Here is a 24,624-nt window from a genome sequence, read left to right on the forward strand (position 1 = left end):
TGCAGTCCTCCCCGGCGTTCGCGTCCGCGGCCAGGGGGGTGGAGAGGGCCGCGCGCGTTGACGCGTCACAAGTGACGACATTCGATCGGAGTTATGAGAGAAAAGACAGATCTTGACTTGCACACACCAAGTGCACTATGCGGGAGTCGCTTCCCGGTATCCGGACGTTCACCCTGAGCCCGCCGCCGGAGGACGACCGGCGCGCCGAACCGTCCGATTGCCGACCGCGTGACTCGATGCGCCCCCCGTGCACCGGTACCGTGGGTTAGGTCACGCTTACTACCTGTTCCTCACGGGCATCCACCGTCATAGGGTCGATCGACAGTGCGAACGTGTTGAGAGACTGCCCCCATCCGACACCCCGAGGACGGATACCGCCATGCCGCGTCCGACTGCCGCACAGTTCTCCTACGGTTCGGTCACCGTCATCGTCTCTACCCTCGCCATGCTGCTGCTCTCCCGCACGGAGTCAGGCCTCGGTGTGGCCGTCGTCTGCAGCGCGGCGCTGGCCCTCGGTCTGCTGGTGGCTCTGACCGTGCCCCTGCCCAAGCGCGCGAGGACGGCTCCGCGGACCACCGCGCCGGCCACCGCGCGTACACGCCGTCCGGCCGAGGACGTCGAGCTCGCCGACGCCCAGCAGGAGCGGGTGGGCGGGCACTCCCTGCGCCGCTGAACGGCCTCCGGGCCGCCGCGGCCTGAACGGACGCGACCTCAGGGGACGTGGCCTCAGGGGACGTTGACCACCACTGTCTTGGCCGCCTTGTCCTGCAGGCACTGCCGGTAGGGCTTGTCGGTGAACATCAGCACGATGTTGATGAGCCACCACAGGCACGGGCAGCACAGCAGCGCGGGGAGCCAGAGCACGACGGCCCGCATCAGCGCGGATCCGGTGTCGGGAACCGTGCCGTCGTTGAGCATCGCGACGCGCATCTTCAGCAGCCGCTTGCCGAGCGTCCGGCCGTCCTTGTGGGTCAGATACGTGTCGTAGGCGACGTAGACGACCAGGCCGATCAGCGACCAGATGAGCTGATGGCCGCTGTAGGAGTTGCTGATGGCGTCACCGAGGTCGTCGTCGCCGTTGTCCGAGGTGACGTCGACCGCCCCGCCGAACGGCAGCGAGATCAGGTACAGCGGGATCGAGATGATGAGGAAGTCGATCAGCCGCGCCAGGATCCGCTTGCCGGGCTCGGCGAGCGGCGGCATCCCGGCCAGCGGATCGGCCCCACCGTACGGGCCTCCGCCGCCGTACGGACCGGGGTCGTACGGCGGCGGGGGCGGCTCGCTGCCGTAGGGCGAACCGCCCGGAGGGGGACCCTGCGGCGGCTTCTTGGAGAAGGGGTCGTCCTCGGGCGGCTGACCGGGCGGCGGCGGAGGCGGTTCGTTGCTCATGGGGGCAGTGCACCCCGGGCCGCGAAGGCCCGCAACGGCTGAGGTGCTTTCGGGGGACGAAGCGTCAGCACACGGGCGTACGGGGCCGCTCCACGGCGTACGGACCGGCCCCCGGTGCCCCCTCCGCTACTCCTGGCCGGCCACGAAGGTGCGGGCCGCCTTGTCGTGCCAGCACTGGCGCCAGGGGCGGTCGACCAGACACCACAGCACGTTGACCACGCCGACGACGAGCAGGCCCAGCACCCCGTACACGAGCCAGCGGCGCAGCGCCGCTCCGAAAGTGGGCGGCCCGTGGGACTCGATGTCCCGCACCTCCAGGCCGCAGAGTTTCTTGCCCAGCGTGCGGCCCCACTTGGCGGTGGGCAGTGCCTCCAGGACGAGGCCGAGCACCAGGAAGATGCCGAGCACCGCACCGAACAGCCCGGCCGTGGTGGAGTCCAGGAGCCAGACGGTGACCGTCTCACCGGACTGCTTCGCCGCCTCGATCTTCCCGTCGATGTGGTCCGCCGCCCGCGTGACCAGCGGGAAGCCGATCGCGCCGACGAGCGCGCCGAGCACGACCGTGTCGACCAGGCGGGCGGCCAGCCGCTTGCCGAGCCCGGCGGGCCTGGCGGACGCCTGGGCCCTGGCCAGCTGCTGGAAGTGGTCTTCGACCGGCGGCTTCCAGGGGACGACGGGCTGCTGCTGCCCCGGCCGGCCGCCCTGCTGCTGCGCGGGCATCGGGTGGGGCTGCTGCGGCTGCGGTTGCGGCTGTTGAGGGGCCGTCCGCTCCGGCCGGGCGAGCTGGTGCGCCTGCTGGGCCCAGGACGCGGACCCACCGCCGGGGCCGGGGGTCATGGGATTCTGCGGGCTGCTCGGGCTCTGCGGGCCCCGTGAGCTCTGAGGGCCCTGTGGGTTCTGCGGGCTGCCCGGGCTCTGCGGGTCCGTCCACGCCGGGGCGTGCGCCTGGGGCGGTGCGGGGGACGGCTCGGGCGCCGGGGCGGGCGCCTGCGGGGCCGTGGTGCGCGGGGCGGGTGCCTGCGGGGCGGGCGTGCGCCGGGTGGTGGCGGGGGGCACGGCGCGGATCGTCATCGTGCCGTCGGCCGGATTCTCCTCGCGCGGCCGCGGGGGCCGGGTGGTGCCTGTCGGTCCCGAGGCGCGCATGGTGACCGTACCGTCGGCGGGCGGACGGCCCGTGTCACCCCCGGGTCCCCGGTCGCCGGACGGGGGGCGCACGGCGACGGCGCCGTCGCTGGTCTCCCCGGTACCGGGGCCCGTACCGCCGCCGTCCCGCATGCCGGGCAGCGCTCCGCGCGTCGGGTCCTGGACGGCGGACCGACGCGGATCGGCGGGGCCACTTTCCGCAGGCGCGGGGGCCGGTCCGTCCGCCGTACGCGGGCCGGGGCCGCCCCACGAGACCCGGTGGTCGCGTTCGCCGCCGAAGCCGGTCTGCCGGGAGGTGTCGGCCTGCCAGGCGGACGACGGTTCGGGGCGGCTGCCGGCCGTGCCCGCTCCGCCGCGTCCGTCGGACGCGGCGGCCTCCTCGACGTCGTCGAGGTACATCGGCCCGGTCTCGTCGACCGGGGCCGGCCGCTGCGCGGTGTGGAGAGGGGCGGCGTCCGCCGCCGGGGCGGGCTGCGCCGCCGGGGTAGTTCCGCCCTGCTGGGGCGCGGGCCGGCTCGTGCCGGGAACCCATGACGCGCCGTTCCAGTACCGGACGTATCCGGGAATGGACGGGTCGGGGTAGTACCCCTCGCGGGGGCTTTCGTCACCGGGTGCCGGGGTTGGGGCGCTCATCACCGTGGTCCCGTATCTCTATAGGCCTCAATACAAGGGTCCACATCTATCAGACCACCGCGTATCCCCGGGCCCGTCCTGCCGTTTGGACCACGTTCCGGGACCGGAGAAGTTTTTCTGGAAAGCCGCGTCATGGATCGCCGGGGGGTCGCTCTCTCCTTGTGCGGACCGGTCAAGGGACCGGCCCCTACGAGCATCGGAAGGTCGTGCACCCTCATGCAGCACATCGTGGAACGCGAGCTGGAACTCAGGCTGGTCCTGTCACCCGAGCGGGCCATCCCCGTGCCCGCCCGGCTGTCCTACCTGACGGACGACCCGTACGCGGTGCACATCACCTTCCACATCGGCTCCGAGACGCCCGTGCACTGGACGTTCGCCCGTGAGCTGCTGGTGGACGGGGTGTTCAGGCCGTGCGGGCACGGGGACGTGCGGATCTGGCCGACGAGGGTCGACGACCGCGGTGTCATCTGCGTCGCGCTCACCTCGCCCGACGGGAACGCCCTCCTGGAGATGCCGTCGGCCGCCGTGGCCGCCTGGGTGGAGCGGACCCTGCGGGTGGTGCCGCCGGGGTCCGAGAGCTCCCTGCTCGGCCTGGACGACGCGCTCGCGGAGCTGCTCACCCCGCTGCCGGCCGACGACCTGTGGCTGAGCGACCCCTGGTCCTCGGACGAGCCGCAGGACGGGGACGTCTGAGTGGGCGGGGAGGTCCGGGTGGGACGGGGAGGTCCTGATGCGGCGGGTCAGAACAGCTTGCCGGGGTTGAGCAGCCCCAGCGGGTCGAAGGCCGCCTTGATACCGCGCTGCAGCTCGACCCCCACCTCGCCGAGTTCGCGGGCGAGCCACTCCTTCTTCAGGACTCCGACGCCGTGTTCGCCGGTGATGGTGCCGCCGAGTTCGAGGCCCAGCGCCATGATCTCGTCGAAGGACTCGCGCGCCCTGCGGGACTCGTCGGCGTCGGTGTGGTCGAAGCAGACGACGGGGTGCGTGTTGCCGTCGCCCGCGTGGGCGACGACGCCGATGGTCAGGTGGAACCTGTCGGCGATGGCTGCGGTTCCCTCGATCATCGCGCCGAGCCTGGAGCGCGGTACGCACACGTCGTCAATCATCGTGGCGGGCTTGAGGGTCTCCATCGCGGGCAGCGAGAGCCGGCGTGCCTGGAGGAGGAGTTCGGACTCGGCCGCGTCGTCCGCGGGCACGACCTCGGTGGCGCCCGCCTCACGGCACAGCAGGCCGACGGCGGTGAGATCGGCGGTCGGGTCGGGCGTGTCGAAGGCGCAGAGCAGCAGCGCCTCGGTGGATTCGGGGAGGCCCATGGAGGCCATCGCGTTGACGGCACGCACGGTTGTACGGTCCATCAGTTCGAGGAGTGACGGCGTGTGTCCGCGTTCCATGATCCGGCACACCGCGTCGCACGCGGCGGTCGCCGAGGGGAATTCGGCGGCGAGCACGAGCTGCTGCGGCGGCTGTGGCCGCAGCGCGAGGACGGCCTTGACGACGACACCGAGGCTGCCCTCCGATCCGACGAAGAGCCGGGTCAGGTCGTATCCGGCGACGCCCTTGGCCGTGCGCCGGCCCGTGTTCAGCAGGCGTCCGTCGGCCAGGACGACCTCCAGACCCAGGACGTACTCGGCGGTGACGCCGTACTTCACGCAGCACAGTCCCCCGGACGCCGTGCCGATGTTGCCGCCGATGGTGCACATCTCCCAGCTGGACGGGTCCGGCGGGTAGCACAGGCCGTGTTCGTTGACGGCGCGGGACAGCGTGGCGTTGATGACGCCCGGCTCGACGACCGCGATCCGGTCGACCGGGCTGATCTCCAGGATCCGGTCCATCTTCACCAGGGAGAGCACGATGCAGCCGTCGGTGGCGTTGGCCGCGCCCGACAGGCCCGTCCTCGCCCCCTGGGGCACCACGGGGACACGCAGCGCCGTGGCGGTCCGCATGACGTGCTGGACCTCCTCGACCGTGCGCGGCAGGACGACGACGGCGGGGGCACCGGCGTCGCAGAAGCTCGCCATGTCGTGGGCGTACGAGGCGGTGACCTCCGCGTCCGTGATCAGTGCCTCGGCCGGAAGACCCGCGCGCAGTTGTTCGAGGAGAGCGTCCATGATCCAAGGGTGACATCCGGGGCCAATGGTGTGAACCCGTCTGCGCCAGGGTTCACGCAACCCGATGCGATCTTCGTACTGACGCAGAGTGAAGGCCATGGATGCCATGCCGCAGCAGAACCCGGAGCCACCCCCCTCCACCCTGCCGCCGGAGGGTGCGACGGCCGTTACCCCGCACCCCGCGCCGATGCGCACCACGCTGCGCAGGGCGGCGCTCGGTGCGGTGGCCGGCGCCGTACTCGTGGCCGGTGCGGTGGTCGCCGTACCGGACGACGCGAACGATGCCTCACCCCCCGTGCCGGGGCCGGTCGCGCGGGCCGAGGCCGCTGCGGCCGCCGGATCCCCGGCGTCGCTGTCCGACCTCACGGCGCTGATCGGCGACCGGCAGCAGTGGGTGGAGACACACCCGTCCGACGCCCCGTCCTGGGCGGTGCTCGGTACGGCGTACGTGGAGTGGGGCCGGCGCTCCGCGGACGCGGCCTACTACACCCGGGCGGAGCAGGCGCTGCAGCGCTCGCTGGCCGCACAGCCCGGTGAGCGCGGGAACACGGAGGCCTGGGTGGGGCTGGGAGCCCTCGCCAACGCACGGCACGACCACCTCGCGGCGAAGAAGTGGGGCGAGACGGTACGCGCGCGGCAGCCGAAGAACTGGGCGGCCTACCCGGTCCTGATCGACGCGTACAACGGCCTCGGCGAGTACGAGGCGGCGGTCCGGGCGACGGAGAAGTTCGGGTCGCTGCGCAAGGGTGTCCCCGCGCTGGGCAGGACCGCGGAGATGTACCGGAACCAGGGCTGGCGCGAGGACGCCCTGGCCACCGCGCAGGAGGCGGCGGACCGCGCGACCGCCCCCGCGGAGAAGGCTGCGGCGCTGCACCGGCTGGGCGACCTGGCGTGGGAGCGCGGCGAGCCCGCGGAGGCCGTCGCCCAGTACGGCGCGGCCCTGCGCACCGACAGGGGGCACCTGGCCTCCCTGGCCGGCCGGGCGCGCGCCCTGGTGGCCCTGGACCGCACGGACGAGGCACTGGCCGACTACCGGACGGTGACGACGAAGCTGCCGCGCCCGGAGTACGTCCTCGAACTGGGCGAGCTGTACGAGTCGCTGGATCTGGACGGCGACGCCCGCACCCAGTACACGAGGCTCCGCGAACTGCTCGCGCAGGCCAGGACCGACGGGGTCGACGAATCCGTGACGGAGGCCCTGTTCGAGGCGGACCACGGCGATGCCGAAGCGGCCGTGGAGCTGATGCGCGCCGAGTGGTCCGCGCTGCGCCGCAGCTCGGCGGTGTCGGACGCCCTGGGCTGGGCGCTGCACCGGGCGGGCCGGTCGGAGGAGGGCCTGCAGTACGCGGAGCGGGCCGTGGAGACGGGTGTGCGGAACGCCTCGTACGCGTACCACCTGGGAATGATCGAGAACGCGCTCGGCCAGGGCGGGCCGGCCCGCGGTGATCTGGAGGAGTCCCTCCGTACGAATCCGGGGTTCTCCCCGCTGGCCGCGCCCCTGGCCCGGGACGCCCTCGACGCACTGGGCGCACCGGCCTCCGGTGGCCCGGCGGACATGGAACCGGCGGCCCCCGAGCCCGCTCCGGAACCGGAACCGACGCCGGTGCCGAGCCCCGGGGCACCTGAAAAGGACGGGACGGACGGGACGGACACGGCGCCGGGGAAGGCGGAGAGCCGGGAGAAGACGGAGAAGGGCGAGCCGGAGCCGAAGCGGTCCGAGCCGGAGGCCGCTCCGTCCCCGAAGGCGAAGCAGGGCGCGGAGCCGGTGGCTCGGTAGCCCTGCCCCGGGGCGTGCGGGGCGCGCACGTCCCGGGGCGTTTGCCTGCCTGCTACAGGTTGCCGCGCTTCTCCTGCTCGCGCTCGATCGCCTCGAACAGGGCCTTGAAGTTGCCCTTGCCGAAGCCCATCGAGCCGTGGCGCTCGATCATCTCGAAGAAGACCGTCGGCCGGTCCTGGACCGGCTTGGTGAAGATCTGCAGGAGGTAGCCGTCCTCGTCGCGGTCGACCAGGATCTTCAGCTCGCGCAGTGTCTCCACGGGTACGCGGGTCTCGCCCGCCCACTCCCCGAGGGTGTCGTAGTAGGAGTCCGGGGTGTCCAGGAACTGCACGCCGGCTGCCCGCATCGCCTTGACGGAGGCGACGATGTCGTTGGTGGCGAGCGCGATGTGCTGGACGCCCGCGCCGCCGTAGAACTCCAGGTACTCGTCGATCTGCGACTTTTTCTTCGCGATCGCCGGCTCGTTGATCGGGAACTTCACCTTAAGCGTGCCGTCGGCGACGACCTTCGACATGAGGGCGGAGTACTCGGTGGCGATGTCGTCGCCCACGAACTCCTTCATGTTGGTGAAGCCCATGACCTTGTTGTAGAACGCCACCCACTCGTTCATCCGGCCGAGCTCGACGTTGCCGACGCAGTGGTCGATCGCCTGGAAGGTCCGCTTGGCGGGTGCCTCGACGATCGGGGCGGCGGCGGCGAAGCCCGGGAGGTAGGGGCCGTCGTAGCCGGAGCGCTCGACGAGGGTGTGGCGGGTCCTCCCGTAGGTGGCGATGGCGGCGAGGACGACCGTGCCGTGCTCGTCCTTGAGCTCGTACGGCTCCGTGATGCCCTCGGCGCCGTGCTCGACCGCGTACGCGTACGCGGCGCGGGCGTCCGGGACCTCGATGGCGAGGTCGACGACACCGTCGCCGTGGGTGTTCACGTGGTCGGCCAGGAAGGTGCCCCACTCGGTGGAGGCCTTGATGACGGAGGTGAGGACGAAACGGGCGGAGCCGTTGGTCAGGACGTAACTCGCGGTCTCGCGGGTGCCGTTCTCCGGTCCGGAGTAGGCGACGAGCTTCATGCCGAAGGCGGTCGAGTAGTAGTGCGCCGCCTGCTTGGCGTTGCCCACGGCGAAGACGACCGCGTCCATTCCCCTGACCGGGAAGGGGTCGGCCTGCCGGGCGGTGTCAGGGGTGGTGTGCAGAGTCTCAGTCATGTCCGAAGGTTCCCGCCGCTTCGCAAGGTGCGCAACAGTTCGTGTGATCGCTGGTCAATCTGTCCAGTAGTCGGCCAGGATGGGGTTGCTATCTGCACAGGGTGACCATCGGGAGACGGATCATGGCGATCGATCATCTGGACGGCCGGCTCATCGCGCTACTGGCCCGTGAGCCCCGTATCGGTGTACTGGAGGCCTCCCGGCGGCTCGGGGTGGCGCGCGGGACGGTCCAGGCGCGGCTCGACCGCCTTCAGTCGAATGGCGTCATCCGCGGTTTCGGTCCGGACGTCGACCCGGCGGCACTCGGCTACCCCGTCACCGCGTTCGCCACGCTGGAGATCAGGCAGGGCCAAGGCGCCGACGTACGGGCCCATTTGGACGGGGTGCCCGAGGTGCTCGAACTGCACACGACCACCGGCCACGGCGACATGCTCTGCCGGCTCGTAGCCCGCTCCAACGCCGATCTCCAGCGGGTGATCGACCGGGTCGTCGGTTTGGATGGGATCGTCCGGGCCTCCACGGCGATCGTCATGGAAAACCCGGTCCCCCTGCGTATTCTCCCGCTCGTCGAGCAGGCTGCACAGGACATCGACTGACCCGAGGAGCGGCATGTGAACTTCTGGGAGTACGTGACCACCCGGCACCAGCAGCTCCTCACCGACGCGTTCCAGCACGTCAGCGCCGTCTTCCAGTGCATGGTCATCGCCACCCTGCTCGGCGTCCTGATCGGCGTGGTCAGCTACCGGAGCAGCTGGGGCGGGTCGTTGGCCATCACGTCCACGGCCATGATCCTCACCATTCCGTCGCTCGCCGCGATCGGTCTGCTGATCCCGCTGGTCGGCCTCGGGGTACCGCCCACCGTGATCATCCTGACGCTGTACGGGCTGCTGCCCATCGTCCGTAACTGCGTCGTCGGACTGCGTGGCGTCGACCCGTCCCTGGTCGACGCGGCGAAGGGCATCGGGATGTCGCGTACGGCGCGGCTGTGCCGGGTGGAGCTGCCGCTCGCCTGGCCGCCCATCCTCACCGGGATCCGGGTCTCCACCCAGATGCTGATGGGTATCGCCGCCATCGCCGCGTACGCCTCGGGGCCCGGTCTCGGGAACGAGATCTTCCGGGGTCTCGCCTCGCTGGGCAGCGCCAACGCGATCAACCAGGTCCTCGCGGGCACGCTCGGCATCGTCATCCTCGCCCTGCTCTTCGACGCCGGCTACGTACTGCTCGGACGACTCACCATCCCCAGGGGGATCCGTGTCTGAAACCGTCACCGGGCCGAAGGAGACTCCCGCGTCCCCCGCCGCGACCTCGGGGGCCACCATCCGGCTGGAGAACCTCACGAAGTCCTACCCCAACAGCCCCGCCCCGGCCGTCGACAACGTCTCCATGGACATCAAGGCCGGTGAGACCGTGATCCTGGTGGGGCCCTCCGGCTGCGGCAAGTCCACCACGCTGAAGATGATCAACAGACTGATCGAGCCGACGTCCGGGCGGATCAGGATCAACGACGAGGACGTCACCGACATGGACCCGGTGAAGCTGCGGCGCAAGATCGGCTACGCGATCCAGTCCTCCGGGCTCTTCCCGCACATGACGGTCGCGGAGAACATCGCCCTCGTGCCGAAGATGACCGGCTGGTCGAAGTCGGGGGTGAAGGACCGGGTCGAGGAGATGCTCGACCTGGTCGGTCTCGATCCGCGGGAGTTCCACGGGCGGTATCCGCGCCAGCTCTCCGGCGGCCAGCAGCAGCGGGTCGGCGTCGCACGGGCGCTGGCCGCGGATCCACCGGTGCTGCTGATGGACGAGCCGTTCGGCGCGGTCGACCCCATCACCCGTGACCACCTCCAGGACGAGCTGATCCGGCTCCAGCACGAGCTGCACAAGACGATCGTCTTCGTCACGCACGACTTCGACGAGGCGATCAAGCTGGGCGACCGGATCGCGGTGCTGCGGGAGCGTTCGCACATCGCGCAGTTCGACACCCCGGAGGCCATCCTCACCAACCCGACGGACGACTTCGTCTCCGGGTTCGTGGGTGCGGGCGCGGCACTGAAGCGGCTCAACCTCACCCGGGTACGCGATGTGGGCATCGCCGACTTCCCCACGGTGACCGTCGAGGACCCGCTCCAGTCGATCTTCGACAAGCTCCGGGACGGCCGGCACAACGAGCTTCTGATGCTGGACCGCAGGAACCGTCCGTACAAGTGGCTGCGGCGCGGCGACCTGATGCGGGCCAAGGGTTCGCTCGCCAGGGCCGGCCAGCTGGTGCACGACACGGTGACCCGGGACGCGACGCTGCACGACGCGCTGGAGGCGGTGCTGACCGACAGCGGAGGGCGGGTCGCCGTGACGGGGCGGCGCGGGGAGTTCATCGGCGTCGTCGACATGCACACCCTGATGAACTCCGTGCAGGAGCTGCTGGAGGCCGACCGGCTCACCGCGATGGAGCACCAGCACGATCTGGAGCACCTGCGGGTCCATCAGACCGAGCAGGAGCTGGAGGGAGGTGGCGGCGGGCTATGACCCCCAGTCATCAGGCACCCTCCACGCGACCGCCCGGGGAACACGATGTGCGGGGCCACTCCTTCCGCGACGAGGAGGCGGGGCCCCCTCGGGCGCCGTCCGGTCCGGCCCGCCGGATCACCTGGCGGAAGCTCGTGGTCGTACCCGCCGTCCTCGCGGTCGTCCTGGTCGCCACCTACTTCTGGATCTCCAACGTCGACCTCGACTCGATCGCCGAGAACTCGCTGGCCGGTGACACCGTCGAGGTCCGCTGGTGGCAGCACGTCAGGCTGACCGCGATCTCCACCTTCTGGGTGCTGATCATCGCCATCCCGCTCGGCATCGGGCTGACCCGGCGCGGCCTGAAGAGGGCCGCCCCCGGGGTCACGGCCCTCGCCAACATCGGACAGGCGACCCCCGCGATCGGGCTGCTGGCCCTGCTGGTCATCTGGCTGGGCATCGGGCCGTCGACGGCGATCATCGGAATGGTGATCTACGCGGTGCTGCCGGTGCTCTCCAACACCGTGGCGGGGCTGAACTCGATCGAGCCGACGCTCGTGGAGGCCGCCCGGGGCATCGGTATGTCCGCGATGGGCACGCTCGCCAAGGTCGAACTGCCGCTCGCCGTCCCGCTGATCCTGGCGGGTGTCCGCACGGCCCTGGTGCTCAACGTGGGCACGGCGACACTCGCCACCTTCGGGGGCGGCGGCGGACTCGGCGACCTGATCACCTCGGGGATCCAGACGCAGCGCATGCCCGTGCTGGTGCTCGGTTCCGTACTGACGGTGGTGCTGGCACTGCTCGTGGACTGGCTGGCCTCGCTGGTCGAACTGTGGCTGACGCCGCGCGGACTGGAGGAAGCGTGAGGGTACGTACGGGCCTGGCATCGGCGGCCACGCTCGCCCTCGTGCTCACGGGGTGCGGGCTGAAGAGCGGGTCGCCGCTGGTGGACGACGTGGTCCCGGGGTCGGTGGGGCAGGGGCAGCCGCTCCAGGGTGCCTCGCTGACGGTGACCTCGAAGAACTTCAGCGAGAACATCATCCTCGGAAACGTGATCGGACTGGTCTTCAAGGCGGCCGGCGCCGAGGTCCTGGACCGCACGAACCTCCCGGGGTCCATCAGCGCGCGTGAGGCGGTCGCCCAGGGGGAGGCCGACGCGCTGTACGACTACACGGGTACGGCCTGGATCACCTATCTGGGCCACGCCGAGCCGATCACCGACCCGCAGAAGCAGTGGAAGGCGGTCCGCGACGAGGACCTGGACAACGGGGTGACCTGGCTGCCGCCGGCCACCCTCGACAACACGTACGCCCTGGCCATCAGCAAGGAGAACAACGCCGAGTACCGCCTGAAGACCCTCTCCGACGTGGCCGCGCTCGCGAAGAAGGACCCCGGGGCCGTGACCGTCTGTGTGGAGAACGAGTTCGCGTCGCGCGACGACGGGCTGCCGGGCATGCAGAAGAAGTACGGGCTGAAGCTTCCGGCCGCGAACATCAAGAAGATGGACGCCGGGATCATCTACACCCAGGTGTCGAAGTCCGACTCCTGCCTGCTGGGCGAGGTGTACACCACGGACGGCCGGATCAAGGCGATGAACCTGGACGTGCTGGAGGACGACAGGCAGTTCTTCCCCAACTACAACGCCGCCCCCGCCATCCACACGGCGACCCTCGACAAGTATCCGGAGATCGCCACGATGCTGGCCCCGGTGACCGAGAAGCTGACGACCGAGCTCGCGCAGGAGCTCAACTCCAAGGTGGACGTGGACGGGCAGGACCCGCACGAGGTGGCGAAGGACTGGCTGCTGGAGGAGGGGTTCATCGAGGAGGGCTGAGCGGGACCGGTCCGAGCCACCGCAGAGCTTCCAAAGAAGTCGTTGCAAAAAACAGCTTGCAAAGTAATCTTTGCAAGCTTATGGTCGCGTCATGCCACCGAACGAGCCCGAAGACCGGCCCGCCCCGCCCTCGTACGCCGACGACCCGAAGATCCACCACGTCGACACCCGCACCCTGCGCGGTCTCGCGCACCCTCTGCGCATCCGGCTGCTGAACGCCCTCCGGGAGTTCGGTCCCGCCACCGCCTCTGGTCTGGCCGACCGGCTCGGCGAGTCCAGCGGCGCCACCAGCTACCACCTGCGCCAGCTGGCCGCGTACGGCTTCGTCGAGGACGACCCGGAGCGCGGCAAGGGGCGCGAGCGGTGGTGGAAGGCCGTCCACACGGGCACCGTCTTCCAGCGCACGGACAGCTTCCTGCAGCACCCGGACCCCGAGGTGCGCGGAGCCATCGGAGTCGTGCTCCACGAAGTGGCGACCACACACGCCCAGGAGCTGAACACCTGGCTCGGGACGATGCACGAATGGCCCCAGGAGTGGCGTCAGGCGTTCGACATGAGCGACTTCAAGCTGCGCCTCACCCCTGAACTCTCCCTGGAACTCGCGGAGAAGATGCAGGAGCTGGTGAACAGCTACCGGGGCCGCGTCCCCGAGGGCACCGAGGGGTCGGCCGTCGTCCGCACCCACCTGCACGTGTTCCCGCGTCCCACCGACTGAGGGGATCAACGTCATGCACAGCGATGTCCACCTTCTGCTCCACACCTGCCGTGCCGCCGAACTCCACCGCGAGGCGGCCGGGTTCACCCCCGTACGCCCCGGCTTCCGTCACCGTATGGGCTGGACGATGGTCGAGCTGGGCCTCCGCCTGGCCCAGAGCGCGCCACCCCCGGCACGTGCCGCGCGAACGGCCTGACGTGGACGGGGGGAAGCCGGCACCGGACCGTATCCCGCTCGCCGCCGTACTGGCGGCCAACTCGATATCCACAGCCGGCACCTCGCTCACGCTCATCGGCGTGCCGTGGTTCGTCCTCGACACCACGGGAAGCGCGGGCCGGGCCGGTGTCGTCGCCTTCTGCGCGACCCTGCCGATCGTCGTCGCCGCGCTGATCGGCGGGCCCGTCATCGACCGGATCGGCCGCCGCCGGGTCGCCGTCGCCTCGGACGCGGTCTGCGGCGCGGCCGTCGTCGCCATCCCGCTGCTGCACCACTCAGGAGCGCTCGAATTCTGGATGCTGTGCGCCCTGATGGCGCTGAACGGGCTGGCCCACACGCCCGGCAACACGGCGCGCTACGTCCTCGTACCCGATCTCGCCGAGCACGCGGGCACCACACTCGCCCGCGCCGCCAGCCTCTTCGACGCGGTGTCACGCGGGGCCCGCATGGTGGGCGCCGCGCTGGCCGGGGTGCTGATCGCCGTCGTAGGGGCAGAGACCGTACTCCTGCTGGACGCCGCCACGTTCGGTCTGTCCGCACTGCTGGTCGCGACCGGCGTCCGCGGGGTCCGGGCGGCCGAGCCCCGCAAGGCCGCGGCCCCGGTCTCGCTGCGCACCTACCGCGCCGAACTCCGCGAGGGTTACGCCTACTTGCTCGGCAACCGGCTGCTGCTCGCCGTGGTCGTCATGGTGATGGTCATGAACGGCACGGACCAGGGGTGGAACGCCGTCCTGCTGCCCGTGCACGCCGAGGGCGAGCTGGGCGGGGCGACCGATCTGGGTCTGCTCACCGCCCTGTTCGGCGCGGGCGGGCTGACCGGCGCGCTGCTGTACGGGGCGGTGGGGCACCGCTTCTCGCGACGGGCGGTGTTCTCGGTGTGCGTGGTGCTGTACGGGGCGCCGAGGTTCCTGGTCGCCGCGCTGACCGGGACGACGCTGCCGCTCGCGGTCACGATGGCGCTGGGCGGGGTCGCGGGCGGCATGCTCAACCCGATCCTGACGACGGTGACCTACGAGCGCGTCCCCGAGGAGCTGCGCAGCCGGGTGTCCGGGGCGCTCACCGCGGGCTGCGAGCTAGCCATGCCGGTGGGCGGCCTGGCCGCCGGCCTCCTGGTGGAGGGCATGGGCGCGTCGGGGGCGCTGCTGGCGATGGGCGGGGTGTACTTCCTGGCGACGCTGAGCCCGCTGGTGTTCCCCGCGTGGCGCGGCATGGAGGGTTCCCGGCCGCAGGTCAGCAGCTCGGAACCTCGTCTCCCTGATCCAGGGCCCGCAGCGAGGACACCGCGCTCTCCAGCGTCGTGACGGGGATCAGCCGCAGGCCCTCGGGGCGCTCCGCCTCCGCCTGCTTGCACTCGGCCTTCGGCACCAGGAAGACGGTCGCGCCGTCACGCCGCGCGGCCTGCGTCTTCAGGGAGACCCCGCCGACGGCGCCGACCGTGCCGCCGGCCTCGATCGTTCCCGTACCGGCGACCGTCCGGCCACCGGTCAGATCGCCGCCGGAGCCGTCACCGGCGAGTTTGTCGATGATGCCGAGCGAGAAGAACAGCCCGGCGCTGGGGCCTCCGACGTCGGCGAGGTTCAGGGTGACGTCCACCGAACCGGGGTCCCTGTCCAGGTAGTTCAGGGCCGCCTCGACCGCGACGTCCTGTGACTTCTCCATGTCCTGGAGATTGTGCTGCTCGATCTCCTTCTCGGAGCCCCCGGTGGGGTAGACGGAGTCGCGCGGCATGACCGCGCGGTCCGTCCTGAACCAGCTGTCGACCACGTCCGCGGCCGTGACGTCGGCGGTCGGCCCGGTCGCGATGATCGTCGTCATCAGCAGCTCGCCGTCCGTGGGAAGGGTCGGCGCGCCCTTGATCGTGATGACCGGCTTGCCCTGGTCGTCGCCCAGCACGTTCGCGGTCGTGCCGGGCTGCGCCAGGGTGAACGGCAGCGGCGCGAAGGCCGCCGTACCGAAGAGCGCGAGGACGGGCAGCGCACAGAGGGCGAGGGTGCGGGGGCGCGTGAGACGAGTGAGCACCCGCCCAATCTATCCGCCGCCGCACACCCCGGACGACTCCCCCGGCCCCGGGCCCGCGGGCCGGATCGGCGCGCCCGCGGCGGGGTCAGCGCAGCGCGTCCGCGACCTCCCGGGCCGCGTCGAGCACGCGGGGGCCGACCCGTTCGGGCACGGCGTCCGCGAGCATCACGACGCCCACGCTGCCCTCGACCCCGGACACCCCGACCAGCGGCGCCGCGGCACCGCAGGCACCGGCTTCGAGCTCGCCCTGGGTGAGGGTGTAGCCGGGATGGTCGGCGAGCGACTTCTGCCGGGCGGTGAGGATCGCCCGTCCTGCGGCGCCCCTGTCCAGTGCGTGCCGGAAGCCCGCCCGGTAGGCCACGTGGTAGTCGGTCCAGGTCGGTTCGACGACGGCGACGGCGAGTGCGTCCGCGCCGTCGACCAGGGTGAGGTGGGCGGTGGCCCCTATGTCCTCGGCCAGCGAGCGCAGTGCGGGCAGCGCCGCCTCCCTGACGAGCGGATGCACCTGACGGCCCAGGCGCAGCACGCCCAGGCCCACTCTGGCCCGGCCGCCCAGATCACGCCGGACGAGAGCGTGCTGTTCGAGAGTGGCGAGGAGTCGGTAGACCACCGTGCGGTTGACGCCGAGCTTGTTCGACAGCTCGGTGACGGTCAGGCCGTGGTCGGTATCGGCGAGCAGCTTGAGGACACGCAGTCCTCTGTCGAGCGTCTGGGAAGTCTCCGCGGTCACGACGCCCTCTCCCTCTTTGGTGAGCGGGGCGGATCTCTCTCCGGAGTGCCGACGCCGGACTCGACGGCGACGTACCGAGAGGCCGCCGACTGGCCATGGCACCGGCTGCGCACCGCGGCGACACTGCCACGGTGCGTTCATGTTTCGGGGACATTAGCGAGCGGGTCCGCTCAGCGGAAGACCTCGTCCAGAATCCGGTCCCCCTCCGGAACGCGACGACATAACCGCCGGTCAGCGCGGAACCGTCCGGAACGCGAACATCTACGCGCGTTCTAGTCGCGTGACTCGGCCGCGACGCTCCGTGCACCGGATGTGAACGGGTGTTAACTCACCGTAAATTAATGTGACGAAGTTTTCCGCGCAAGGGGTTCGCGCACGCCCTCACGAGCGCCGCACGCTCCGGGGGCGGCGGCGTGACCGGCCGGGCCTCGGAGAGCGGGCGCCGAGCACGGCGACGGGCCCGGTGCGGGGGACGCTCTCCCCCGCGCCGGGCCCGTCGCCCGGGGTCACCTCACCGCATCCGGGTGGCCCACTCCTGCACCTTCTTGATCCGGTCCTGGATCTGCCCGGCCGTCGCCTCGGCGCTCGGCGGCCCGCCGCACACCCGCCGCAGCTCGGTGTGGATCACGCCGTGCGGTTTGCCGCTCTGGTGCGTGTACGCCGACACCATCGTGTTGAGCTGCTTGCGCAACTCCAGCAGCTTCTTGTGCGTGACCACGGGCCGGTCCTCGGCCGCCTTCTCCAGGAGGTCGGCCTCCGCGGCCGGCTTCTGGCGGCTGTGCGCGATCTGCCGGGTCTGCCGCTTCTGGAGGAGCAGCTGCACCTGGTCGGGTTCGAGCAGCCCCGGGATGCCCAGGTAGTCCTGCTCCTCCTCGCTCCCCGGGTGCGCCTGCATGCCGAATTCGGCCCCGTCGTACAGCACCCGGTCGAAGACCGCGTCGGACTCCAGCGCCTCGAAGGGGAGCTGCTCCTCGGTCTCCTCGTCCTCGAGCTTCTCCGCGTCGGCGAGGAGCCGGTCCTCCTCGGCGAAGGGGTTCTCCTCGTCGCTGCCCTTCTTCGGCTTGTCGAGCACGTGGTCGCGCTCGACCTCCATCTCGTTCGCGAAGTCGAGCAGCATCGGGATCGTCGGCAGGAACACGGACGCGGTCTCGCCCCGACGCCTCGACCGCACGAAACGGCCGACGGCCTGGGCGAAGAAGAGCGGCGTCGAGATGGTCGTGGCGTACACCCCGACCGCGAGGCGCGGCACGTCGACGCCCTCCGACACCATGCGGACCGCGACCATCCAGCGCGACCCGTCCTGGCTGAACTGGTCGATCTTCTTCGACGCGGCCTTCTCGTCGGAGAGCACGACGGCGGGACGGTCGCCGGTGATCTTCTTCAGGATCTTGGCGTACTCGCGCGCCGACTCCTGGTCCGTCGCGATGACCAGTCCGCCCGCGTCGGGGATGCCCTTGCGCACCTCGCTCAGCCGCTTGTCGGCCGCGGCCAGCACGTTGGGGATCCAGTCACCGGTGGGCGAGAGCGCGGTGCGCCAGGCCTGCCCGATGGCGTCCCTGGTCATCGGCTCGCCGAGCCGCGCGGCGATCTCGTCGCCGGCCTTGGTGCGCCAGCGCATGTTGCCGCTGTAGCTGAGGAAGATCACGGGGCGGACGACGCCGTCCGCGAGCGCGTTCCCGTAGCCGTACGTGTAGTCGGCCGAGGAACGCCGGATGCCGTCGTTGCCCTCCTCGTACGCCACGAACGGGATCGGGTTCGTGTCCGAGCGGAACGGCGTACCGGTGAGCGCCAGCCGACGGGTCGCCGGGTCGAACGCTTCCTGGCAGGCCTCACCCCACGACTTCGAGTCACCGGCGTGGTGGATCTCGTCGAGGATCACGAGGGTCTTGCGCTGCTCGCAGCGGTTGCGGTGCAGCATCGGTCGCACGCCGACACCGGCGTACGTGATCGCGACCCCGTGGTAGTCCTTGCTCACGGGGCCGGCGCTGTACTCGGGGTCGAGCCTGATGCCTATGCGGGCCGCGGCCTCCGCCCACTGCTTCTTGAGGTGCTCGGTGGGCGCGACCACGGTGATCTGCTGCACCACGTGGTGGTGCAGCAGCCATGAGGCGAGGGTCAGCGCGAAGGTGGTCTTCCCTGCGCCGGGCGTCGCGACGGCGAGGAAGTCGCGCGGCTGCTCCTGGATGTACTTCTCCATGGCACCCTGCTGCCAGGCTCGCAGCTTCCCGGCCGTACCCCAGGGGGCGCGTCCGGGAAAGGCGGGTGAGAGGTGGTGGGAGGCGGTAGTAGTCACGGTCTCCGGTTCGGGGCACTCGGGTACGTGGGGTGCTGCCCGTACGGGCCGGGACGGACTCGTACGCGATACGACAACCGGGCCACCCTACCGGCGGGCGGGCCGGAACCCCGTACGAACCAGCCGTGACCCGGCGCCGCTGAGACCCGCTTCACAGGAGACGGCTACTTGGCGAACCCTGGCAGCCGTTCCGCGATCTTGGGCATGTCCAAAGCCCCTTGGCATACGTCCAGCACGAACCGCTCGGCCTCGTCCACGTCGAAGCCGGGGTCGAGCGGGTGCCCGTTCATGTGCAGGAAAACCCAGGTCGCGTACCAAGCAATGCGCTTGTTGCCGTCCACGAGCGCGCCCGCAGATTCAGACCAGCCATGAAAAAACGGTACCGCGCGGTACCAGGCGGCACTACGAGCTTTCCTTCACCCGCGTCGCCACCCACACCCCCACCAGGGCCACCGCCGCCATCGGCAGGAACACCGCCGTGAAAGCCCCCGGGTGCGATCCGGCGGCGCCGCTGCCCACCGCCCCGTGGGCCGCCGCCCCCACCGCGCCGCCGCCCAGCGCGGCGAACGCCGCTCCGCCGCCGGTGAGCAGCAGCACGTTGGACAGGCCGTCCGAGATCTGCAGCGCCGCGGAATTGCCACCCGCCTCCTGGGGGGCCGACAGCTTCAGCAGCAGCACGCTCGTCGAAGCGATCACCATGCCCATGCCGAAGCACCCGACGCCCCAGGCCGCGGCCAGCGTCCACACCGGCACCGACTCGATGAGCACAGCCGGCGCGGCCGCTATCGCCAGGGCCACCAGCACCATCCCGGCCACCATCAGCGACTCCCGGTGCTTCTCCAGGCGGGGCCGGGCCAGTACGTACGAGCCGAGGGCCCAGGTGAGGCCGCCCAGCGCGAGCGACAGGCCGGCCATCGTCGGGGACAGTCCGCGCTGGGTCACCAGCATCAGCGGTACGAAGGACTCGGCGGCGATGAACGAGCCGGCCGATATCCCGCGCAGCAGGATCACCGCGGGCAGCCCCCGGGCCGCCCGCACGGTCCCCCGGGGCAGCAGACCGCGCACGGCGGGCACGAGCAGCGCGGCACCGACGGTGGCAGGCAGCAGCGAGACCCACCGCAGCTCCTGCCCGGCGAACTGCAGGAGCCCGGCGCCCAGTGAGATGCCCAGGGCCAGCCGGACGCGCCGCCTGTCGAAGGGCTTCGCGGCCGACTCCGCGTCGGCGGGGCCTCCCGCCATCCGCCGGATCGCGGGCAGGGCCAGAGCGAGCGGCAGGAGGATGAGCACCGGGATGCCGACGAAGACCCAGCGCCACCCGAGGTGTTCGGTCACGGTCCCGGAGGCGAGCGGCCCGACGACGGACGGGACGACCCAGGCCGCCGAGAACGCGGCCATGATCGCGGGCCTGATCCGCTCCGGGTAGGCCCGCCCGATGACGACGTACAGCGCCACGATCACGAGCCCGCCGCCGATGCCCTGGACGGCCCGCCCCAGGATGAACATCCACATGCTGCCCGCCGTCCCGGACAGCAGCAGCCCCACCCCGAAGGCGCCGATCCCGGTGGCGAGCGGGGCGAGCGGCCCGCGCCGGTCGGCCCACTGCCCGGAGAGCACCATGGCGAAGAGGCTGGTCGTGAAGTACGCGGAGAACGCGAACGCGTACAGCGGGATGCCGTGCAGCTCACGGGCGGCGACCGGCATCGCGGTACCGACGGCGGTCGCCTCGAAGGCGATCAGCAGCACGACGGAGACGATGCCTATGCTGAGCGCCCGGTGGGTCCGCCCCAGCACGCCCTCCGCGGGGGTGTCGACGGCTATGTCCTCGACAGGGGCCGTGACCTCGGCGTCACGCGGTTCCAGGGCACTCATGGACCCAAGAGTAAGGGCCGTAATGCCGGATGAACCCTGTCGGTGGAGGGAGCCCGCATCGGACCTTGGTCGTAGGCCCGGACGGCCGAACGTGAACGCGGTGTGGCAGTCGCGTTGCAGGGCACCCGGCACCCTTGAGGGACCTCACGCCGGCCCGTACGGTCGACCACAGAACGACAAACACCTGACCGTGTGCCCGAGAGGCTCAGGGGCTCGACTGCAACTCGAGTTACACCGGTTCGATTCCGGTCACGGTCTCCAGCGGGAACACCCGAAAGGGTGAGGCCGCCCCCATGGCGCGGGGGCGGCCGTTCCTGTGCGCCGGGTGGTCCCGGCTGCCCCGCGTACGTCGGGTCCGGCGACCGCTTCCCCGCGGACAGCAGCCCTACTCCAGGTCCAGCGACGGCTGCGCGGTGAGCCCGCCGTCCCCTTCACAGGCCAACCGCTTCGCCACGGCCCGCGCCACGGAGTGCGCCACGGTGGCGTAGGCCTTCTTCAGCACCTCGGCGTCGTCGCCGGGCTCCGTCGGCATTCCCGTCCGCATCACGTTCATCTCGATGTGCACGGGCTCTGCGCCGTATTGATCAGCTTCTTGCTGCGGCAGGGGAACTCGACGTAGGCCTCGTCGTGTGAGGTCGCTCCTTGCCCGTGATCCAGCCGGGTGAACCCTGAGGGGAGATTGCCGTCCGCCCACCGGGCATCATCGGACAAGCGCCAGACGACGCGGAGTTCGTAACCGGCCTTCCCGACCGGGGTGTAGATGCGGCAGAGGTCGCCCTTGTTGCCAGAAGGCTCGGGAATGAACGCGGAGACGATGCCCGTCACCTCCTCGGCTGCGGCGGCCACCGTGTACCTCTCGGCGGATGCCTCGAACCGGGTCGATCCGGTGATGAGCTCCAGCGCCTTGCCCGCCTCGGCGGACACCGCGCCCCCGCACAGCCGCTCCGGGGGCACCGACTGCTCCCAAGCCTCTCTGACGTAGTCCCTCTTGTCCTCACCGCAGCCGACGGCGCCTGCGAGCAGCGAGGCGGCCGCTGCCAGGCCGGTGACAGCTCTAAGCATGGCTCTCAAGTCGTTCAGTCCATACGGGCCACGGACATCCATTCCGGAGAGTCCGTCCGGACGCGACCTCTCTACTTCGGACTGAGAACCGGGTCCTTGGGCAACCCGCCGTTGTTCTCGCAGTCGAGCGCCTTCACCAGCTTGAGCGAAACGGCATGCAGGATGGTCATGTTCAGGTTGCGGTACTCACGCGTGTCCGGTGCGTCGCTCTTGCCACGCCCGAAGCTGCCATGGATACGCAGCGGGTTTTTGTCCGAGTCCTTCAACTGGGGGGTGACACACTCGAAATAGAGGGCAGCCCCACTTCTTGCGACCTCGGATTGCTGGCCCATGGTGTAGAATTCCGCGCCTGCCGGAAGCCCCGGATCACCCACGTCGTGGGGCGCGTACATCGAGAACTTCACTCCGCCCGCCGGTTCGGTCGGCGTCGCCCCCTTCCGAACCAGCTCGCAGAGGTCGTCCCCCGCGGCCCAACTACGCCCGGACGCGTATCCGTCCTTGAGCGCCCGGACGACGTCCTCCACGCTTTTCGAATTCCTCCAGGCGAACAGCTTCCGGCCCGTCACGTCTTCGACCATCTTCGCCGTCGGACCCGCGAACAGACCGCCACACACCTCCTCGGCCCCGACGTACGCCTCGTGCTCCGCCTCCGCGTCGTCCGACGCGCATGCCACGCTCCCGGCACCCAAGGTCATCGCCAGGCCGACGGCCGTAAGCCATCGCCTCGCCCGCACACTCCGCACGGCATGCATCCCGAAGCCCTTCCCTGTCGTCATCAGCCGGTTTCCGGGGCGCTGCCCTGCTGGTTCTCGCGACTGTTGCCCTGCAGATAGCCGAGCGCAAGCGACTCGGTCATGTCCTGACGGAATCCCTTGTACTCGTCCCCGGACGCACGGCTCCTCAAGAAATCGTCCATCGGGGCCTCGGCCATGGACTCACCGGAGCGATAGATCCTGTTCCATTCCTCTATGGTCAGGTCCTCGGCCTTTTCCTTGCTCTTGTCCACGGAGTTGTCCGAGATGTCTCCGACGACCTGCCCGATGACCTGCTCCGCGGCACCACTGGCCGTGTCGGTGACCAACGGGATGAGCACCGCGGCCGTGCCCACCGCGGCCGTCGCCGGCAGGAAGGCTACACCGGCCGCGATCCCCGCCGCCGCGCCGAACTCCACCCAGCCCGAACGCTTGGCCACGGCCTTCTCGTAGTCCTCGTGCGTCTTCATGTTGTCGGCCTGGACCTGATCGGCCCGGGACTGGTCGAGCATGCCCTGCACCTCGGCACCGCGGAACACCACCGACCTGGAGCCTCCGGGATCGGGCTTCCCGTCGGCGCCTACCTGGGACTCCAGCGCACTCGCCGTGTACACCTGCTCGGCGGTGGACAGCGTGGCGTACGCGTCCGGGTGCTGGCCCATGACACTGAGGAACTGCCGTACGGCGTCGCGACCGTGGCCCTCCGACGTGTCGGAGAAGTCGAGGTGCCCCTCCAGGTTCTTGGTCGGCGCGAAGACGCTGTCCGCCCCGTTCTTGTCCAACGCCCAGTTGATGTCGTCGATGTACCCGGCCCCCATGGTGCCGAGACTGTCCGACATCGCCTCCTGCTGCTTGAGGAGCCCCGCGTCCTCGCCGTACTTCTCCATGACCTGACGCATGATCGCCGCGTTGTCCGCGTCCCGCACCACGCCCGCGTCGGGGTGACCGGCCGGATAGCCGAGCGTGGCCGCCTCCAGGGCATGGCCCAGGGCGTCCGGCATGTAGTTGAGGGACGCCTTGAGTTCCTTCTCGTCCAGCGAGTCGACGTCCCCGTAGGACTCCCACTTCTCGTTCCCGAAGAAGTCGAGGTAGTTGCCGATCGGCGTGTCGCCGTTCTTGCCCAGATCGGCCGTGGCGCCCTTGTTGACCGTTCCGTCCTCGTTGTACGCGGTCGGCGGGTCGTTGAAGAAGTGCTTCGCCGCGTCCGGGCTGTTGCCGAGCGCCTCCAGCATGGACACGGCCGGGTCGTAGCCGGAACCGTTCACGCCGGACGGGTTGAACGGGTTCTTGAACGGACTGTTCACCACCTTGTTCTCGGCGAACATGTACGGGTCCTTCTGGTGCAGCTGCGCCACGTGCTCGGCGATCGGGTTGAGGAACTTCGCGTCGTAGTTCCCGTACCGCATGATGCCGCCGAGCAGCTGGTAGCCGAACGGCCCGCCGTAGTCGTGCTTCGCCAGCGGGATGCGCTCCGTGCCGAGCTTACGCAGCTCCGGGCCCCATTCGGCGGTGAACGCCTTGTCCTGGGAGGCGGTGGCCAGGTTGAGGCCCAGGTTCTTCTGGAGCTCCTGGACGTCCTTGAGGCGCTCCTTGTCGGCCTTGCCGTACTGGTACGTGTCGGTCGAGAGCTGGCCGAAGAACGCGAGGGACTTCTCCGGGCCGAGCTTCTCGTAGAAGTTCTTGGAGAACTCGGGCGACTTGCTGTTGTCGTGGAGCAGTTCGTTGAGCGCCTGCAGCTCGGTGTGCGTGATGTCGCGGCCCTTGGCGGCCAGGGCGGCGGCACGCGCGGCCTCCTCCTGGTCCATCTTTGTGTACTTCGGGGCGCTGAAGTCCTTGCCCTCGGTGACGTTGGCCTCCAGGGAGTTCCTGAAGGACACGTCGGTGTCGTTGCAGTTGTCGACGATGAGGTCGATCTTCTTCTGCCAGGCCTGGATGTTCTCTTTCTGCTGACGCAGGAGATCGGGGTAGTCGGGGTCGTTGCGGCGCTGCTGCGGAGGAATGTCCTCCACGGGGTGCCTCGCCGTGACCTTGCCCTTGGCGTCGACGTGGATCCCGGCCGCGGGTCCTTCGTCGTCCCGGATGCCGATGAGGTCGTCCCTGGCCTTCTTGATGGCCGTGTGGGCTTCCTCGAGGATCTGCTTGACCCCCTTGGCCTCGGCGGCGGCGTCCTTGAACTCCTTGGCCGTCTTGCCTATGAAGGCCTTGGTGACGCCCGCGTTGACGCCCTCCCACTCGGCCTTGTCCGCCTTGACCTTCATTCCGTCGCCGGCGTCGTCGGCCAGCCGGTCCAGCTTCGTGACCATGTCCGCCCAGTCGTCGGCCGCGGTCTTCAGCTTCGCCACCGGGGCGTCGACGATGTCCTCGTACTCCAGCATTTCCGAATCCCC

23 protein-coding genes, 1 tRNA gene and 1 pseudogene are annotated in these 24,624 nt (G+C 70.3%); 12 read left to right on the top strand and 13 right to left on the bottom strand.

What is annotated here, in order from left to right:
* Positions 1–379: 379 nt before the first annotated feature.
* A complete protein-coding gene (locus ACFWVP_RS21840; protein WP_384498915.1) occupies positions 380–673 on the top strand; it encodes a hypothetical protein in 294 nt (97 codons plus the stop codon).
* Between the two features lie 53 nt (positions 674–726).
* On the opposite strand, the gene ACFWVP_RS21845 is transcribed toward ACFWVP_RS21840, so the two are convergent.
* Positions 727–1,389 (bottom strand): RDD family protein, encoded by a 663-nt coding sequence (locus ACFWVP_RS21845; protein ID WP_384498916.1) that lies wholly within the window; start codon positions 1,387–1,389, stop codon positions 727–729.
* Between the two features lie 126 nt (positions 1,390–1,515).
* Complete coding sequence (locus tag ACFWVP_RS21850) at positions 1,516–3,165, bottom strand: RDD family protein (protein ID WP_384498917.1); 1,650 nt, start codon at positions 3,163–3,165, stop codon at positions 1,516–1,518.
* Positions 3,166–3,381: 216 nt separating this feature from the next.
* Between ACFWVP_RS21850 and ACFWVP_RS21855 the strand changes: the two genes are divergently transcribed.
* Positions 3,382–3,858, top strand: a complete 477-nt coding sequence (locus ACFWVP_RS21855) for an SsgA family sporulation/cell division regulator (protein ID WP_384498919.1) — start codon at positions 3,382–3,384, stop codon at positions 3,856–3,858.
* A 47-nt stretch (positions 3,859–3,905) separates the two neighbouring features.
* On the opposite strand, the gene ACFWVP_RS21860 is transcribed toward ACFWVP_RS21855, so the two are convergent.
* The gene (locus ACFWVP_RS21860) at positions 3,906–5,273 is read right to left on the bottom strand and encodes an FAD-binding oxidoreductase (protein WP_384498921.1); all 1,368 of its coding nucleotides are present in this window, start codon (positions 5,271–5,273) and stop codon (positions 3,906–3,908) included.
* Positions 5,274–5,370: 97 nt separating this feature from the next.
* On the opposite strand from ACFWVP_RS21860, the gene ACFWVP_RS21865 reads away from it, so the two are divergent.
* Positions 5,371–7,050: a hypothetical protein gene (locus ACFWVP_RS21865; RefSeq protein WP_384498922.1), complete on the top strand. Its 1,680-nt coding sequence runs from the start codon at positions 5,371–5,373 to the stop codon at positions 7,048–7,050.
* A 52-nt stretch (positions 7,051–7,102) separates the two neighbouring features.
* Here ACFWVP_RS21865 and hppD read toward each other — a convergent pair whose 3' ends face one another.
* A complete protein-coding gene (gene hppD, locus ACFWVP_RS21870) occupies positions 7,103–8,248 on the bottom strand; it encodes a 4-hydroxyphenylpyruvate dioxygenase (protein ID WP_384498924.1) in 1,146 nt (381 codons plus the stop codon).
* Between the two features lie 122 nt (positions 8,249–8,370).
* On the opposite strand from hppD, the gene ACFWVP_RS21875 reads away from it, so the two are divergent.
* From ACFWVP_RS21875 to ACFWVP_RS21910, 8 genes are all read left to right on the top strand, one after another.
* Positions 8,371–8,844 carry an Lrp/AsnC family transcriptional regulator gene (locus ACFWVP_RS21875; RefSeq protein ID WP_384498926.1) on the top strand — a complete coding sequence of 158 codons (474 nt, stop codon included), beginning with the start codon at positions 8,371–8,373 and terminating at the stop codon, positions 8,842–8,844.
* A 15-nt stretch (positions 8,845–8,859) separates the two neighbouring features.
* Complete coding sequence (locus ACFWVP_RS21880) at positions 8,860–9,507, top strand: ABC transporter permease (protein WP_384498928.1); 648 nt, start codon at positions 8,860–8,862, stop codon at positions 9,505–9,507.
* Positions 9,500–10,768 (top strand): betaine/proline/choline family ABC transporter ATP-binding protein, encoded by a 1,269-nt coding sequence (locus ACFWVP_RS21885; RefSeq protein WP_384498929.1) that lies wholly within the window; start codon positions 9,500–9,502, stop codon positions 10,766–10,768. The genes ACFWVP_RS21880 and ACFWVP_RS21885 overlap by 8 nt, the downstream gene beginning before the upstream one ends.
* Positions 10,765–11,613, top strand: coding sequence for an ABC transporter permease (locus ACFWVP_RS21890; RefSeq protein WP_384498930.1), 849 nt, complete (start codon positions 10,765–10,767; stop codon positions 11,611–11,613). The genes ACFWVP_RS21885 and ACFWVP_RS21890 overlap by 4 nt, the downstream gene beginning before the upstream one ends.
* Positions 11,610–12,581, top strand: a complete 972-nt coding sequence (locus ACFWVP_RS21895; protein WP_384498931.1) for a glycine betaine ABC transporter substrate-binding protein — start codon at positions 11,610–11,612, stop codon at positions 12,579–12,581. Before ACFWVP_RS21890 ends, ACFWVP_RS21895 begins: the two co-directional genes overlap by 4 nt.
* Positions 12,582–12,672: 91 nt before the next feature.
* Entirely contained in the window at positions 12,673–13,296 is a 624-nt protein-coding gene (locus tag ACFWVP_RS21900) for an ArsR/SmtB family transcription factor (protein ID WP_384498933.1), read from the top strand.
* Positions 13,297–13,309: 13 nt separating this feature from the next.
* On the top strand, positions 13,310–13,492 hold the full coding sequence (locus tag ACFWVP_RS21905; protein ID WP_384498934.1) for a hypothetical protein: 183 nt from the start codon (positions 13,310–13,312) through the stop codon (positions 13,490–13,492).
* Between the two features lies 1 nt (position 13,493).
* The gene (locus ACFWVP_RS21910; RefSeq protein WP_384499027.1) at positions 13,494–14,813 is read left to right on the top strand and encodes an MFS transporter; all 1,320 of its coding nucleotides are present in this window, start codon (positions 13,494–13,496) and stop codon (positions 14,811–14,813) included.
* On the opposite strand, the gene ACFWVP_RS21915 is transcribed toward ACFWVP_RS21910, so the two are convergent.
* The 5 genes and pseudogenes from ACFWVP_RS21915 to ACFWVP_RS21935 all read right to left on the bottom strand — a co-directional run bounded on the left by ACFWVP_RS21915 (position 14,743) and on the right by ACFWVP_RS21935 (position 20,423).
* Positions 14,743–15,531, bottom strand: coding sequence for a S16 family serine protease (locus tag ACFWVP_RS21915; protein WP_384498936.1), 789 nt, complete (start codon positions 15,529–15,531; stop codon positions 14,743–14,745). The two genes, ACFWVP_RS21910 and ACFWVP_RS21915, sit on opposite strands and share 71 nt — an antisense overlap.
* 85 nt (positions 15,532–15,616) lie before the next feature.
* Positions 15,617–16,261 carry an IclR family transcriptional regulator gene (locus ACFWVP_RS21920; protein WP_384498937.1) on the bottom strand — a complete coding sequence of 215 codons (645 nt, stop codon included), beginning with the start codon at positions 16,259–16,261 and terminating at the stop codon, positions 15,617–15,619.
* A gap of 511 nt (positions 16,262–16,772) precedes the next feature.
* Positions 16,773–18,554, bottom strand: a complete 1,782-nt coding sequence (locus ACFWVP_RS21925; protein ID WP_384498938.1) for a DEAD/DEAH box helicase — start codon at positions 18,552–18,554, stop codon at positions 16,773–16,775.
* 164 nt (positions 18,555–18,718) lie between these two features.
* Positions 18,719–18,898: pseudogene (locus tag ACFWVP_RS21930) on the bottom strand (death-on-curing protein); the annotation flags it as partial.
* 58 nt (positions 18,899–18,956) lie between these two features.
* Positions 18,957–20,423 (bottom strand): MFS transporter, encoded by a 1,467-nt coding sequence (locus tag ACFWVP_RS21935; RefSeq protein WP_384498939.1) that lies wholly within the window; start codon positions 20,421–20,423, stop codon positions 18,957–18,959.
* Positions 20,424–20,609: 186 nt separating this feature from the next.
* On the opposite strand from ACFWVP_RS21935, the gene ACFWVP_RS21940 reads away from it, so the two are divergent.
* Positions 20,610–20,684: transfer RNA gene (locus ACFWVP_RS21940), tRNA-Cys, on the top strand.
* Positions 20,685–20,808: 124 nt separating this feature from the next.
* On the opposite strand, the gene ACFWVP_RS21945 is transcribed toward ACFWVP_RS21940, so the two are convergent.
* Genes ACFWVP_RS21945 through ACFWVP_RS21960 form a run of 4 tightly spaced genes read right to left on the bottom strand, consistent with a single transcriptional unit; the run spans position 20,809 to position 24,612 of the window.
* The gene (locus tag ACFWVP_RS21945) at positions 20,809–20,988 is read right to left on the bottom strand and encodes a hypothetical protein (protein ID WP_384498940.1); all 180 of its coding nucleotides are present in this window, start codon (positions 20,986–20,988) and stop codon (positions 20,809–20,811) included.
* Complete coding sequence (locus ACFWVP_RS21950) at positions 20,973–21,527, bottom strand: hypothetical protein (protein ID WP_384498942.1); 555 nt, start codon at positions 21,525–21,527, stop codon at positions 20,973–20,975. The genes ACFWVP_RS21945 and ACFWVP_RS21950 overlap by 16 nt, the downstream gene beginning before the upstream one ends.
* 29 nt (positions 21,528–21,556) lie before the next feature.
* Complete coding sequence (locus tag ACFWVP_RS21955; protein ID WP_384498944.1) at positions 21,557–22,261, bottom strand: hypothetical protein; 705 nt, start codon at positions 22,259–22,261, stop codon at positions 21,557–21,559.
* Complete coding sequence (locus ACFWVP_RS21960; protein WP_384498945.1) at positions 22,261–24,612, bottom strand: hypothetical protein; 2,352 nt, start codon at positions 24,610–24,612, stop codon at positions 22,261–22,263. The genes ACFWVP_RS21955 and ACFWVP_RS21960 overlap by 1 nt, the downstream gene beginning before the upstream one ends.
* Positions 24,613–24,624 lie beyond the last annotated feature (12 nt).

The sequence above is a fragment of the Streptomyces sp. NPDC058637 genome (assembly GCF_042717325.1).
In the GTDB taxonomy this organism is placed as follows: Bacteria; Actinomycetota; Actinomycetes; order Streptomycetales; family Streptomycetaceae; genus Streptomyces.